Here is a 13,315-nt window from a genome sequence, read left to right as displayed (position 1 = left end):
TCAATAAAAAACCTCCATGCCGCGTAGACATGGAGGTAGCGTTCAACGCACGACCGCCGGCTGCTGCCGGCCTATGGCGCGCTGCTTATCGTCCACATACCTCGGTAGGAAATTAAGCCGGGAACGGCACCTACTGTCTACGGTATAAATGATATTCGTTTGTTCAGCCAAATGGCATTTTATCAGACTCGACGCAGAAAGTCAACCGTTATTGTGCAACAGCCACCGTCGTCGGGTCCACTTTAATGCCAGGACCCATCGTTGACGTAATCGTCACGTTTTTGACGTATGTCCCTTTCGCTGCCGCCGGTTTGGCTTTCAAAATCGCCTCGTAGACGGCGGCGAAGTTTTCGACCAGTTTCTCGTTGTCGAACGATACTTTGCCGATCGGCACATGAATGTTGCCGGCTTTATCAACGCGGTATTCCACTTTACCAGCTTTGATCTCCTGCACAGCTTTCGCAACGTCAAACGTGACCGTGCCGGTTTTCGGGTTTGGCATTAACCCTTTCGGACCCAAAATACGACCGAGTTTCCCGACCTCGCCCATCATATCCGGCGTGGCAACAACGACGTCAAAGTCAAACCAGCCTTGCTGGATTTTATTGATGTATTCTGTATCGCCGACATAGTCAGCGCCAGCTGCTTCTGCTTCTTTCGCTTTTTCCCCTTTTGCGAACACTAACACGCGCGCTACTTTCCCCGTGCCGTGCGGCAGGACGACAGCGCCGCGAATTTGTTGGTCCGCTTTTTTCGGGTCAACGCCCAACCGGAACGCAACTTCCACCGTCGCATCAAATTTCGCGACGTTCGTTTTTTTCACGAGCTCGATCGCTTCTGCAACCGGATAAGCCTTGAAGCGATCAACGAGCTTCAACGCTTCTAAGTATTTTTTTCCTCTTTTCGGCATGTAAAATCCTCCTCAATTGTGGTTTTAGCGGAAAAAACCTCCCACGATCAAACAACCTTCGCTTCTTTCGAAGGCGAACCATTCAGCAGACAGCGACCTTCTGAAAAGGACTGTCCTTCATTCATAAAAGACTTTTTTGCCCATGGAGAGAGAGGTTGCGGAATACGCAACCCCCCGGACAACACACCAGCCTTAGTCTTCGATCACGATGCCCATGCTGCGAGCCGTGCCTTCAACCATACGCATGGCTGCTTCAATGCTCGCTGCATTCAAATCCGGCATTTTCAATTCAGCAATCTCGCGCACTTTGTCACGTTTGATCGTCGCTACTTTGTTGCGGTTCGGTTCGCCGGAGCCCGATTCGATGCCCGCCGCTTTTTTCAACAGTACAGCGGCCGGCGGCGTTTTCGTGATGAATGTAAACGAACGGTCTTCAAAAACCGTAATTTCAACCGGAATGATCAAGCCTGCCTGGTCAGCGGTACGGGCATTAAACTCTTTGCAAAACGCCATAATATTAACACCGGCTTGACCTAACGCAGGACCTACTGGCGGCGCCGGATTTGCTTTCCCTGCAGGAATTTGCAGTTTGACGATCTTGATTACTTTTTTCGCCACGAGACACACCTCCTTAAGTCCGTGATGTGGTATTAGGGATTGCCCCTCCCACTCCATCCGGCTCCAATCTGACGAGCCGCTTTCATATCTCCCGTTTCGGCCGGGAGGATTAGCGCATCAAGCACGTTCGCTCCCTTATACAGCACGTATAAGTTCATCGCTGCATGCCTTGTCTAAGATTCAAGACATACTGACTTTAAAATAGTATCACTTTTCAATAACGATTGCAAGTTCTTTTCCATTAGATTTTTTCTATTTGCGAAAACTCCAATTCCACCCGTGTTTCGCGGCCAAACATATCGACAAGCAGCTTCACCTTATGTTTGTCGAGGTCAATCGCCTCAATTTTTCCAGTGAAGTTGGCAAACGGCCCTTCTTTAATCCGGACCGTTTCATTCACCTCGTAGTCGACATCAATCTCAGTAAGCGGCATGCCCATCCGCTTCAAAATCATTTTGACTTCTTCCTCCATGAGCGGCGTCGGTTTCGAACCAGCCCCGCTCGAACCGACAAATCCGGTCACGCCCGGCGTGTTGCGCACGACGTACCACGAATCGTCGGTCATGATCATTTCGACAAGCACATAACCGGGGAACACTTTCTTTTTCGTCGTTTTCCGTTTGCCGTTTTTGATGTCCGTTTCCGTTTCTTCCGGGACGACAACACGGAAAATCTTGTCTTGCATTCCCATTGATTCAACGCGTTTCTCCAAATTGGCTTTCACCTTATTTTCGTATCCCGAATATGTATGGACGACATACCAGTTTTTCTCCATCAGCGAGCCTCCCTAGGGCGGTTTTCATTTTGTTTTCTGCGCAAAACAAAAACCCGTTTCCGGGTTCCATGTTCGCACGATTATATTTCATTATAGCATATCATCCGCCCGCTTATTCAAATACAAGGCGAATCAACTGCGAAATGCCGAGGTCGACAACGGCGAAAAAGATGGTGAAAAACGCCACCGTAGCCAATACGATTCCCGTATAGTTCACTAGTTCTTTCCGGCTCGGCCAGCTTACTTTTTTCAACTCCCGCACGACTTCTTTGAAAAAGTTGGTTACTCGCTGCATCCCTCGTACCTCCACGATTGCTCAAAACTGTCCCCACCGCCTGCTTCGTCTCGCGATGGACGGTATGATTGTTGCTCATCGGGCAAAACTTGTTGGCCGCCAAGCGCCTGCACCAAGGCAACCGGCCTGTTTTGCAGCCGTGCAGTTTCGGCTCCCGCATTGCGCGCGAGCCAACGTTGCTCGTTAACATAAACGTTTGACCGTTCCCGCGAGATGTCCATAAAAATTTATCATATCAGCATTTCCGCTGTCAATGCCATCTTTTGGCCTCCGTTCGGCCATCGGCCGATGCGCCGCCTACAAACTGATTTCTCGATATTCCAAATATTTCTCCAACTTCCGTTTGACGCGCTGCAAGGCGTTGTCGATCGATTTGACATGGCGGTTTAACTCTTCGGAAATTTCTTGGTACGAGCGCCCGTCCAAATACAACGCGAGCACTTTTCGCTCCAAATCGCTGAGCAATTCCGCCATTTTCAGCTCAATATCGTCAACTTCCTCGCGGTTGACAATCAGCTCTTCCGGGTCGGTCACCTGCGTGCCGGACAACACGTCCATCAGCGTCCGGTCCGACTCGTCGTCGTAAATCGGCTTGTCCAAGGAAACGTAAGAGTTGAGCGGAATGTGCTTTTGGCGGGTCGCGGTTTTAATCGCGGTAATCATTTGCCTCGTGATGCATAGTTCTGCGAACGCTTTAAATGAAGAAAGCTTGTCCCCCTTAAAATCGCGGACTGCCTTGTACAGCCCGATCATCCCTTCCTGCACGATGTCCTCGCGGTCAGCCCCGACTAAAAAGTATGAGCGGGCTTTGGCGCGCACAAAGTTTTGGTATTTGTGGATCAAAAAATCAAGCGCTTCTCCATCCCCTTCGTGAACAAGTGTAACAAGCTGTTCATCCTCTAAATGTTTATAATCCTTTGGCTTGTCTACTTTTAAGCATTCCCCCACGCTGATCCCCCCGACCGCATCAATCGCTAACATTTATTATACAGTACAAATTTTTACAGCGTCAACCGCTCATTTTTGCCCTCTCCGCCATTTTTCAAAAATTTCGGCAACTTGGTCATTGAGCGGCACTTTCAAGGTCGGGGTATGCTGCTTCATTGACTGCAACTTCTTTGAAATATCCCGCTCCACCTCTTCGATTTCGTGCAGAAGTTCGCGCGCCGATTTGCGCAAGGCGCCTTGACCGAACACCGTCCATTGTTCCGTATAATCCGATGTCGCGACATACACTTTGGTGCGCGCGTTGATGAGTGTTTTCGCCAACCGCTCAATCCGTTCGTCCGCCGTCTCATTTTCCTTTGTAAAAATGACATCGATATCGTAGTTTTTATACTTTTTCTCGTTTCCCTGCACGAGATGGGCGTCAAACACGACCACGACGTGATCCCCGGTGAACCCTTTGTAATCGGCCAGTTTGTCAATCAACAAATCCCTTGCCGCTGCCAGATCGCCTTCCTCTTTCAGCCGGCGCAGCGCCGGCCATGCCCCGATGATGTTGTAACCGTCGACAATTAAAACGTTCATCGGCTATTCCCCTAGCGGATACCGCTTTCGGTACACCTCGTACATGAGCAAACTGGCGGCGACAGAAGCGTTGAGCGAAGTGACGTGCCCCCGCATCGGCAGCCGAAACAAGAAATCACACTTTTCCCGCACTAACCGGCTGATGCCTTTTCCCTCGCTGCCGATGACCAGCGCCAACGGCATCGTGCCGTCAAGGAAGCGGTAGTCATCTTTGGCGTCTGCATCGGTGCCAGCCACCCAAACGCCCCGCTCTTTCAGCTCGTCGATCGTCCGCGCCAAGTTCGTCACGCGCGCGACCGGAACGTGCTCGATCGCTCCGGTTGACGCCTTCGCTACGGTCGGCGTCAACCCCACCGACCGCCGTTTCGGGATGATGAGCCCGTGCGCTCCGACCGCATCTGCGGTGCGCATAATGGCGCCCAAGTTATGCGGGTCTTCGATTTCGTCCAAAATGAGGAAAAACGGCGCTTCTTCCCGTCGGGCGGCGCGGGCAAACAAATCGTCGACCTCGTAATAGCGGTATGCGGCCGCCTGGGCGATCACCCCTTGGTGCACCCCGTCAACCATTTGGTCAAGCTTGCGCTTCGGAACATATTGGACGAGCACGCCCCGCCGCTTCGCCCATTCGAGGACAGGCTCGACGGCGTGGCGCTGCGCTCCTTCCGCGATCCAGATTTTATTGATGTCGCGCCCGGATTTGAGCGCCTCGATGACCGGGTTTCTGCCGATAATGTAATCCATCATTCCAACGCCCTTTCTTCCCTTTCAATAATCGCAAATGAACGGCCGATTAACTCATCGACCCGCCGTCCGTTGTCCTGTAAAAAATGATAGCCGATCAACGCTTCGAACGCGGTGCTGTGCCGGTATGTCTGCACATCCGTATTTTTCGGAATCGTGCCTGATTTCGCGTTGCGGCCGCGGCGGACGATGGCTTGCTCCTCTTCCGTCAACGCGCCTTCATCAAGCAAGGTTAAAATGACTCTTGCTTGCGCCCGGGCCGACACGTAGCGGATCGCCCGCCGATGCAGCTCGTGCGGCCGTACGCTGCCCATCGCCAGCAAGTGGCGGCGCACGTACACTTCATAAACCGCATCGCCAATATAGGCGAGCGCCAAGCCATTTAATTGTTTGACATCATGAACGGTCTCAAACTGCGCCATTGCTTATGATCCCCGTTTCCATCTTGTCCCTTGCGGCGTATCTTCCAAAATAATGTTTTTGGCCTTCAACTCGTCGCGAATGCGGTCAGCCAGCGCGAAATCGCGGTTTTTCCGCGCTTCGTTGCGCTGTTGGATCAGCGCCTCGATTTCCTCATCAAGCAGCTCTTCTTGCTTTGGCTTTGGATCGAGGCCAAGCACGTCCATCAACTGTTCAAATTCACGCAAAAAGGCGCCAATAACGGTTTCCGATGTCGTCTTTTCCTGCAAATACAAGTTCGCTTGTTTCGCCAGCTCAAATAGAACCGCAATGCCGTTCGCCGTGTTGAAATCGTCGTCCATTTCGCGGATGAACGATTCGCGGACCGCAGCGATGCGCGACAGCCATTTGTCATCGTCGTCGGTTAAATTCGTGCTCGCTCCGAGCCGGTGCTGCAAGTTGCCATATGCCGTCCTTAAGCGTTCGAGCCCGCGCCGGGCGCTCTCGAGCAGCTCTTCGCTGTAGTTGATCGGATGGCGATAGTGCACCGACAACATAAAGAAGCGCAGCACTTGCGGGTCAATCTGCCGGATGATATCGTGGACGAGCACGAAGTTGCCGAGCGACTTCGACATTTTTTCGTTGTTAATATTTAAATACCCGTTGTGCAGCCAATATTTCGCAAACGGTTTGCCGGTCAAAGCCTCTGACTGGGCGATTTCGTTTTCATGGTGCGGGAACGTCAAATCTTGGCCGCCGGCGTGGATATCGATCGTATCGCCTAAATATTTGCGCGCCATCGCCGAGCATTCGATATGCCAACCCGGCCGCCCTTTCCCCCATGGACTGTCCCAACAAATCTCTCCTTCTTTCGCCGCTTTCCAAAGGGCGAAATCGAGCGGGTCGTCTTTTTTCTCGCCGACTTCGATGCGCGCTCCAGCCTGCAATTCATCGATCGATTGGTGCGACAGCTTGCCGTAACCGGGAAACTTGCGCGTCCGGTAGTAGACGTCGCCATCCACCTCGTACGCATACCCCTTGTCGATGAGCGCTTGGATGAATTCGATAATCGTCCCGATATTTTCTGTCACGCGCGGGTGGATGTCCGCCTTTTTGCAGCCAAGCGCCTGAATGTCTTCAAAATACGCCTCGATAAACCGCTCGGCAATCGCCGGAACGCTTTCGCCAAGCTCGCGGGCCGCCTTAATCAGTTTGTCGTCGACATCGGTAAAATTGGATACGTACGTCACGTCGTAGCCGCGGAACTCCAAATAGCGGCGGATCGTGTCAAAGACGATGGCGGCCCGGGCGTTCCCGATATGGATATAGTTGTAAACGGTCGGACCGCATACATACATTTTGACCTTGTTGGGCTCAAGCGGCTCAAACGGTTCCTTTTTTCGCGTCAACGTATTATAAAGCCGGATGCTGCTCATACTCGCTCTTCCTTTCTTGCTGTTTCAATCTTTCTTGCTGTTTCAATGCCTCCAACTCGCTTTTCAGCCGGACGATCTCCTCTTCAAGCTCCCGGAACCGGTCGGCGATCGGATCTGGCAGGTCGGTGTGGTTCAAATCTTTTTTCACTTTCACTCCATCACGCACAACCACGCGGCCCGGAATGCCAACGACGGTTGAGTTGGGCGGCACGTCTTTTAACACGACCGACCCGGCGCCAATTTTCGAGTTTTCGCCGATCGTAATCGACCCGAGCACTTTCGCGCCGGCAGCGATCAAACAGTTGTCTTTGATCGTCGGGTGCCGCTTCCCTTTTTCTTTCCCCGTCCCTCCTAATGTGACCCCTTGATAGACCGTGACATTGTCGCCGATTTCGCACGTTTCGCCGATCACCACACCCATGCCGTGGTCGATGAAAAAGCGGCGGCCGATTTTGGCGCCCGGATGAATTTCAATGCCGGTGAAAAAGCGGCTGATTTGCGAAATCAACCGGGCAAGAAAGTAAAATTTCCGTTTGTAAAGCGCATGAGCGATCCGATGCGCCCAAATGGCATGCAGGCCGGAGTACGTTAAAATGACTTCCAGGTAGCTTCTTGCCGCCGGGTCTTGTTCAAAAATGACCTCAATATCCTCTTTTAACGTTTTAAACATCATGTCCTCCCTCCATCCCTCTAAGTTGTTTTGAATAAAAAAGCGTCCCTGTGCCGAAGACACAGAGACGCTTTTGGCGCGGTTCCACTCTGTTTAGCGAAACGGGAAAACGCCGTTTCACTCGCTCGAGTCCGATAACGGAGAGGCTCCGCTCCTCTCTACTGCAGAACGTCCCTGTTCCGGTTCGAAAGGAGACTCCGAGGCGCATTTCGGATAACGCCGGGCATAAGCCGCTTCCAGCCAAGGCGACTCTCTCTGGGATGACGGCGTTTCCTACTTCTCCTCGTCAACGCTTTTTCACTATGCGCTTGTTCAACTATTATACCACACGCACTACGAAAACGTGCATACCTATTCCGCTAAAATTTTTCTTGCAGCGCCCGCTCGAGCCGCTCGATTACTTTTTGTTTGCCGAGCAGCTGAATGGCAAACGGCAGCTCCGGCCCGTGCGTTTGCCCGGTCACCGCGGCGCGAATTGGCATAAACAGCTTTTTCCCTTTTTGTCCGGTCGCCTTTTGCACCGCCTTAATCGCCGCTTTAATTTCGTCGGCTGTAAACGGGTCGAGGTCCCGCACATGGGCCAAAAAGGCCGAAAGCACGTCGGGCACTTGTTCTTCGGCGAGCACTTGGCGCGCCTCATCTTCGTATTCGACTTCTTCCTTAAAGAACAGCTCGGACAACGGAACAATCTCCGCCCCGTAGCTCATTTGCTCTTGATACAGTGCGATTAAATCGCGCGCCCACTGCCGCTGTTCGTCGCTCATGTCCGCCGGCAAGCGCCCGGCTTTCACCAAATGCGGCAAAGCCAATTCGACGAGCCGGTCCAAATCGAGTTTTTTGATGTATTGATTGTTCATCCATGTCAGCTTTTTCGTGTCAAACATCGACGGCGACTTTGACAGCCGCGAAACGTCGAAGATGCGGATGAGCTCGTCTTTCGAAAAAATTTCTTCCTCCCCTTCCGGCGACCAGCCTAAGAGGGCGAAAAAGTTGAACATCGCTTCCGGCAAATAGCCGAGCTCTTTGTATTGCGACACGAACTGAATGATTGACTCATCGCGCTTGGACAACTTTTTCCGCTGTTCGTTGACAATCAACGTCAAATGGGCAAACTGCGGCGGCTCCCAGCCAAAATATTCATACACCATCAGCTGCTTCGGCGTATTGGACAAATGCTCCTCACCGCGGAACACATGGCTGATCTCCATAAGGTGGTCGTCGATGACGACGGCAAAGTTGTACGTCGGAATACCGTTCGCCTTCACAATGACCCAATCGCCGATATCTTTCGATTCAAACGTCACTTTTCCGCGCACCAGATCGTCGACTTCGTATGTTTTCCCTTCCGGCACCTTGAGGCGGATCGTATATGGCTTGCCTTGCGCCTCAAGTTCCGCGACCTGCTCCGGCGTCAAACGGCGGCACTTGCCGCTGTATTGCGGAGCGGCGATGCCGGCCGCACGTTGCTCCTCCCGCTCCCGCTCAAGCTCTTCCGGCGTGCAAAAACATTTGTACGCATGTCCTTGCTCGAGCAGTTCGTCCACATACTTCCGGTATATATCAAGCCGCTCCGTCTGGCGGTACGGCCCATAGCCGCCATCTTTATCAACGGACTCGTCATAATCGATGCCGAGCCATTGTAAGTTTTCGAGCTGCGACTGTTCGCCGCCTTCTACGTTCCGTTCGATATCCGTATCCTCGATGCGGACGATCATTTTTCCGCCGTGATGGCGAGCAAACAAATAGTTAAACAGCGCGGTCCGCGCCCCTCCGATATGCAAATGGCCGGTCGGGCTCGGCGCATAACGCACGCGCACATCTTTTGCCATCGTCCAACCCTCCACTTTCACCCAAACTTGTACCCTTATTGTACCGTTTATCGCAGCAAAGTTCAAAACGGACGGCTCGCCCCATTCGGCGCCTAACGGCTGCGCCTTACTCCCCGCTCTTTTTAAGCAACACGACCGCTTGGGCGGCAATGCCTTCCCCGCGCCCGGTGAACCCGAGTTTTTCCGTTGTCGTCGCCTTGACGTTCACTTGTGTGCGCTCGGCTTCAAGCAAGCGGGCGATCACGGCTTTCATCTCCTCAATGTACGGAGCCATTTTCGGCTTTTGGGCGATAATCGTACAGTCGGCGTTCACCAATGCATACCCTTCCTTCCGGACGAGCGTCCATACGTGCGCCAACAATTCGGTTGAGTCCGCGTCTTTATAGCGCAGGTCATCATCAGGAAAATGCCGTCCGATATCGCCGGCGCCAATCGCTCCAAGGCACGCGTCCGCCACCGCGTGGAGCAGCACATCGGCATCCGAATGGCCGAGCAGCCCTTTCTCATGCGGAATATGTACGCCGCCAATGATAAGCGGACGCCCTTCAACGAGCTGGTGAACGTCAAACCCTTGTCCGATGCGAAACATGTCTTCACCTCCGTTTACTCCGCGACGCGGCTCGCTAAAATCGCCTCGGCAAACAAAATGTCTTCCGGAGTCGTCAGTTTAATGTTGCGGTAGTCCCCTTCTACAATTTTCACCGGCTTGCCGAGCCGCTCGACGAGGCTGGCGTCGTCCGTGCCAAGATAGCCTTCCCGTTTCGCAGCCTCATGCGCCTCGGCGATCAAAGACAGACGAAAAGCTTGTGGCGTCTGCACCGCCCACAAGCTGGAACGATCAATCGTCTGTTCGACAAACAAACCGTCCACTTTTTTGATCGTGTCTTTCACCCGCACAGCCGGGACCGCTGCCCCGTATCGGGCGGCTGCATCCGCCAGCTCATGCAAATGGCGGACGTGAATAAACGGGCGGGCGCCGTCGTGGATCAGGACAATGCCCCGTCCCTCTAACGCCTGCAGCCCGTTATAGACGCTATGTTGCCGCTCCTCGCCGCCCTCAGCGAACGCTGCCACTTTTTTGATACGAAAACGAACGACAAGTTGCTCAAAGCGGCTTCGCTCCGCCGGATTCACGACAAGCACGACGCGGGCGCACCGTTCATCGCGGTCGAACACCTTCAGCGTCCGGACGATGAGCGGTTCGCCGCCTAGTTCAATAAACTGCTTATTCATACCGGCGTTCATCCGCTTTCCTTGTCCGGCCGCCAAGACAATCGCTTCGTAGTTCATTGGACGTTTCCCCTGTTCTGTTTACAGCGCTTTTTGCAACAACTTCAGCTTGGCAAAAATCATTCTCCCCGCAGATGTTTGTAACACGCTGGTGACTAGGACGTCAACCCGTTTGCCGATATATTCTTTGCCGTCTTCGACAACAATCATCGTTCCGTCATCCAAGTAAGCAACGCCCTGGTTATGTTCCTTTCCGTCCTTAATGACATGCACATTCAGCTCCTCGCCCGGCAGGACGATCGGCTTGACGGCATTAGCCAAATCGTTGATATTAAGGACGCGCACGTTTTGCAGCTCACACACTTTGTTCAAGTTGAAATCGTTTGTGACGACGACGCCTTGAAGCTGTTTGGCTAGTTTGACGAGCTTGCTGTCGACTTCTTGCACATCGCTGAAGTCGGCCTCATGAATTTCCACCTTCATCGCCATCTCTTTTTGAATGCGGTTTAAAATATCCAAGCCGCGGCGGCCGCGGTTTCGCTTCAGCACATCGGAGGAGTCGGCGATATGCTGGAGCTCCTCTAACACAAAACGGGGAATGACAAGCGGGCCTTCCAAAAACCCGGTTTGGCAAATGTCCGCAATCCGCCCATCGATGATGACGCTTGTGTCCAAAATTTTCACCGCTGCACCTTTCGGCGCCTCGTTCTCGGTTTCTCCGCCTTTTTTCTTTGTCATTCGATTGGAAAGAGAAAATAAGTTCATCAGCTCATTCCGTTTCTTTAAGCCGACACGAAACCCTAAATAGCCAAGCAAGATCGTCAAAAAAATCGGCAGCACCGTGTTCAACACTTGAATTCGAAACGATTGCAGCGGCATGACGACCAAAAACGCAATAATAAGACCAAAAATCAGCCCGAGGCTGCCAAACAGCACGTCAGCAGCAGGCGCCCTTACCAATGTTTCCTCGACCCAGCGCACCATGTCCACAACATAATCCACAAGCCAAAACGTCAACAAAAAGAAAAGAACAGCGCCCAACACCGCCAACGTATAGGAATTATGGATGAGCGGCATGTCGCTTACATTCAACAGCGCAAGCAAATCAGGCAAAAACATGGCGCCCAGCGTTCCGCCTACGGCGAAAAAAAATAGTTGTACGACACGTTTGACCATCGGCTCATCTTCACCTCCCTATCTAACATTATAAACAGTTTCCAATGTTTGAAACCAACCGAAACCCAATTTTTAACCATTTTTGAACATTCGACATCCGCTTGTAACAATTCGCGCTGGACGCCCGTGCACAGCGGAAGGACGTTGCCCCCCTATATATATTTACGTTGTTCGAAACAAAAAGTTCGGTCATTTCATGCAAAACATGATCGGGGCGGAGCAAGAGGATGCTTTAGCGAGCGCCCCCAGCCGTTTCCTATTTGCCCGTTCCCCCGAAGAAAGCATTCAAATCATCGTGTGCTCGAGCGCCTCGGCCACATGGGAAACGCCGATCACCTGAACGCTTGCCGGCGGCTGCCAACCTGCCAAATTGTTTTTCGGTACAATGACACGGGAAAAACCTAGTTTGACAGCCTCTTGCACACGCTGTTCAATGCGGGAGACACGCCGCACTTCCCCGGTCAACCCGACTTCACCGATAATGACGTCGGTCGGATTGGTCGGCCGATCGCGAAAGCTTGAGGCGATGCTGACGGCGATGGCTAGGTCAATGGCCGGCTCATCAAGCTTCACTCCGCCCGCCACCTTCAAATAGGCATCTTGGTTTTGCAACAGCAGCCCGACCCGCTTTTCCAATACGGCCATAAGCAACGACACACGGTTATGATCGAGGCCGGTCGCCATCCGCCTCGGGTTGCCGAAGCTTGTCGGCGAAACGAGCGCTTGAATTTCCACCAGAACCGGGCGCGTCCCTTCCATGGCCGCCACCACCGTCGAACCCGCCGCCCCGTGCGATCGCTCTTCCAAAAACACTTCGGACGGATTTTCCACTTCCCGCAGCCCGATGTCGCGCATTTCAAAAATACCGATTTCATTCGTCGAACCGAAGCGGTTTTTCACCGCCCGCAAAATGCGGTACGTATGATGCCGCTCCCCCTCAAAATAAAGGACGGTATCGACCATATGCTCGAGAATGCGCGGCCCGGCGATCGCCCCTTCTTTCGTCACATGGCCGACGATAAAAATGGCGACGCCTTTTGTTTTGGCGATTTTCATCAACTCAGCGGTGCACTCGCGCACTTGGGCGACACTGCCCGGCGCTGACGTAATATCCGTCCGGTACACCGTCTGGATTGAATCAATCACGACACAGGCGGGCTGAATCGTTTCAATCGCTGATACAATATATTCCAAATTCGCCTCCGCTAACACATACAGATGATCGGACTCGGCGCGAAGGCGCCCAGCGCGCAGTTTTACCTGTTTGACGGATTCCTCGCCCGATACATACAACACTGTATGCCTAGCCGCCGCCAGTTGCGCTGAGGCCTGCAGCAACAGCGTCGACTTGCCGATGCCGGGGTCGCCGCCGATTAAGACGAGCGACCCTTTGACGATCCCCCCACCGAGCACGCGATTGAACTCTGCACTGTTCGTTTCGATGCGCGGCTCTTGCACCGCGGCAACGGCGGTAATCGGAACCGGTTTAGCGGACCCGGACGGCTCCGAATGGAGAAACGCCCCACGCACAGCGGTTCTGACCGGCTCGATTTCCTCGACGAATGAGTTCCACGTTTGACATCCCGGGCAGCGGCCGAGCCACTTCGCCGATTCGTATCCGCACTCTTGGCAAACAAATTTCGTCTTCTTTTTCGCCATTGAACTAACCCTTTCTCTCTTGTGTTCCATATGGAAAAAAGGTATGG

Annotated in this window: 15 protein-coding genes and 2 other annotated features (1 of these 17 running past the window's edge); all 15 genes read right to left on the bottom strand. The window is 53.0% G+C overall.

Going from position 1 to position 13,315, the window contains the following annotated elements; genetic code table 11:
* Nucleotides 1–161, bottom strand: a sequence feature (ribosomal protein L10 leader region) (it extends 4 nt beyond the left edge of the window).
* 47 nt (nucleotides 162–208) lie between these two features.
* The 15 genes from rplA to radA all read right to left on the bottom strand — a co-directional run bounded on the left by rplA (nucleotide 209) and on the right by radA (nucleotide 13,268).
* Entirely contained in the window at nucleotides 209–910 is a 702-nt protein-coding gene (rplA, locus tag ACR1UW_RS02450; protein WP_050368058.1) for a 50S ribosomal protein L1, read from the bottom strand.
* Nucleotides 911–1,102: 192 nt separating this feature from the next.
* On the bottom strand, nucleotides 1,103–1,528 hold the full coding sequence (gene rplK / locus ACR1UW_RS02445) for a 50S ribosomal protein L11 (RefSeq protein WP_008882034.1): 426 nt from the start codon (nucleotides 1,526–1,528) through the stop codon (nucleotides 1,103–1,105).
* Nucleotides 1,529–1,769: 241 nt separating this feature from the next.
* On the bottom strand, nucleotides 1,770–2,303 hold the full coding sequence (gene nusG, locus ACR1UW_RS02440; RefSeq protein ID WP_033008634.1) for a transcription termination/antitermination protein NusG: 534 nt from the start codon (nucleotides 2,301–2,303) through the stop codon (nucleotides 1,770–1,772).
* A gap of 112 nt (nucleotides 2,304–2,415) precedes the next feature.
* Nucleotides 2,416–2,598 carry a preprotein translocase subunit SecE gene (gene secE / locus ACR1UW_RS02435; RefSeq protein WP_033008632.1) on the bottom strand — a complete coding sequence of 61 codons (183 nt, stop codon included), beginning with the start codon at nucleotides 2,596–2,598 and terminating at the stop codon, nucleotides 2,416–2,418.
* A 297-nt stretch (nucleotides 2,599–2,895) separates the two neighbouring features.
* Nucleotides 2,896–3,579: an RNA polymerase sporulation sigma factor SigH gene (gene sigH, locus ACR1UW_RS02430; protein WP_230581421.1), complete on the bottom strand. Its 684-nt coding sequence runs from the start codon at nucleotides 3,577–3,579 to the stop codon at nucleotides 2,896–2,898.
* 36 nt (nucleotides 3,580–3,615) lie between these two features.
* Complete coding sequence (locus ACR1UW_RS02425; protein WP_237419685.1) at nucleotides 3,616–4,128, bottom strand: NYN domain-containing protein; 513 nt, start codon at nucleotides 4,126–4,128, stop codon at nucleotides 3,616–3,618.
* A gap of 3 nt (nucleotides 4,129–4,131) precedes the next feature.
* Nucleotides 4,132–4,869, bottom strand: coding sequence for a 23S rRNA (guanosine(2251)-2'-O)-methyltransferase RlmB (gene rlmB / locus ACR1UW_RS02420; RefSeq protein WP_033017258.1), 738 nt, complete (start codon nucleotides 4,867–4,869; stop codon nucleotides 4,132–4,134).
* Nucleotides 4,869–5,291, bottom strand: a complete 423-nt coding sequence (locus ACR1UW_RS02415) for a Mini-ribonuclease 3 (RefSeq protein ID WP_033008625.1) — start codon at nucleotides 5,289–5,291, stop codon at nucleotides 4,869–4,871. Before ACR1UW_RS02415 ends, rlmB begins: the two co-directional genes overlap by 1 nt.
* Before the next feature lie 3 nt (nucleotides 5,292–5,294).
* Nucleotides 5,295–6,704, bottom strand: a complete 1,410-nt coding sequence (gene cysS, locus ACR1UW_RS02410) for a cysteine--tRNA ligase (RefSeq protein ID WP_033017262.1) — start codon at nucleotides 6,702–6,704, stop codon at nucleotides 5,295–5,297.
* On the bottom strand, nucleotides 6,682–7,437 hold the full coding sequence (gene cysE, locus ACR1UW_RS02405) for a serine O-acetyltransferase (protein ID WP_081107418.1): 756 nt from the start codon (nucleotides 7,435–7,437) through the stop codon (nucleotides 6,682–6,684). Before cysE ends, cysS begins: the two co-directional genes overlap by 23 nt.
* Nucleotides 7,435–7,673, bottom strand: a binding site (T-box leader). Its footprint overlaps the gene before it by 3 nt.
* Nucleotides 7,674–7,733: 60 nt before the next feature.
* On the bottom strand, nucleotides 7,734–9,203 hold the full coding sequence (gene gltX, locus ACR1UW_RS02400) for a glutamate--tRNA ligase (protein ID WP_033008710.1): 1,470 nt from the start codon (nucleotides 9,201–9,203) through the stop codon (nucleotides 7,734–7,736).
* Between the two features lie 106 nt (nucleotides 9,204–9,309).
* Nucleotides 9,310–9,792 carry a 2-C-methyl-D-erythritol 2,4-cyclodiphosphate synthase gene (gene ispF, locus ACR1UW_RS02395; RefSeq protein WP_498934452.1) on the bottom strand — a complete coding sequence of 161 codons (483 nt, stop codon included), beginning with the start codon at nucleotides 9,790–9,792 and terminating at the stop codon, nucleotides 9,310–9,312.
* Nucleotides 9,793–9,806: 14 nt separating this feature from the next.
* Nucleotides 9,807–10,493, bottom strand: coding sequence for a 2-C-methyl-D-erythritol 4-phosphate cytidylyltransferase (gene ispD / locus ACR1UW_RS02390; RefSeq protein WP_033008621.1), 687 nt, complete (start codon nucleotides 10,491–10,493; stop codon nucleotides 9,807–9,809).
* Between the two features lie 21 nt (nucleotides 10,494–10,514).
* On the bottom strand, nucleotides 10,515–11,609 hold the full coding sequence (locus tag ACR1UW_RS02385; RefSeq protein WP_498934449.1) for a PIN/TRAM domain-containing protein: 1,095 nt from the start codon (nucleotides 11,607–11,609) through the stop codon (nucleotides 10,515–10,517).
* A 285-nt stretch (nucleotides 11,610–11,894) separates the two neighbouring features.
* A complete protein-coding gene (gene radA, locus ACR1UW_RS02380; protein ID WP_237419684.1) occupies nucleotides 11,895–13,268 on the bottom strand; it encodes a DNA repair protein RadA in 1,374 nt (457 codons plus the stop codon).
* Nucleotides 13,269–13,315: the final 47 nt, after the last annotated feature.

Source organism: Geobacillus lituanicus (genome assembly GCF_050994965.1).
In the GTDB taxonomy this organism is placed as follows: Bacteria; Bacillota; Bacilli; order Bacillales; family Anoxybacillaceae; genus Geobacillus; species Geobacillus stearothermophilus.
This window is presented reverse-complemented; position numbering and strand designations above follow the sequence as displayed.

Coding starts and splice junctions, on each gene's coding strand:
- rplA (WP_050368058.1), bottom strand. CDS start 910: ATGCCGAAAAGAGGAAAAAAATACTTAGAAGCGTTGAAGCTCGTTGAT.
- nusG (WP_033008634.1), bottom strand. CDS start 2,303: ATGGAGAAAAACTGGTATGTCGTCCATACATATTCGGGATACGAAAAT.
- secE (WP_033008632.1), bottom strand. CDS start 2,598: ATGCAGCGAGTAACCAACTTTTTCAAAGAAGTCGTGCGGGAGTTGAAA.
- sigH (WP_230581421.1), bottom strand. CDS start 3,579: ATGTTAGCGATTGATGCGGTCGGGGGGATCAGCGTGGGGGAATGCTTA.
- ACR1UW_RS02425 (WP_237419685.1), bottom strand. CDS start 4,128: ATGAACGTTTTAATTGTCGACGGTTACAACATCATCGGGGCATGGCCG.
- rlmB (WP_033017258.1), bottom strand. CDS start 4,869: ATGGATTACATTATCGGCAGAAACCCGGTCATCGAGGCGCTCAAATCC.
- ACR1UW_RS02415 (WP_033008625.1), bottom strand. CDS start 5,291: ATGGCGCAGTTTGAGACCGTTCATGATGTCAAACAATTAAATGGCTTG.
- cysS (WP_033017262.1), bottom strand. CDS start 6,704: ATGAGCAGCATCCGGCTTTATAATACGTTGACGCGAAAAAAGGAACCG.
- gltX (WP_033008710.1), bottom strand. CDS start 9,203: ATGGCAAAAGATGTGCGCGTGCGTTATGCGCCGAGCCCGACCGGCCAT.
- ispF (WP_498934452.1), bottom strand. CDS start 9,792: ATGTTTCGCATCGGACAAGGGTTTGACGTTCACCAGCTCGTTGAAGGG.
- ispD (WP_033008621.1), bottom strand. CDS start 10,493: ATGAACTACGAAGCGATTGTCTTGGCGGCCGGACAAGGAAAGCGGATG.
- ACR1UW_RS02385 (WP_498934449.1), bottom strand. CDS start 11,609: ATGGTCAAACGTGTCGTACAACTATTTTTTTTCGCCGTAGGCGGAACG.
- radA (WP_237419684.1), bottom strand. CDS start 13,268: ATGGCGAAAAAGAAGACGAAATTTGTTTGCCAAGAGTGCGGATACGAA.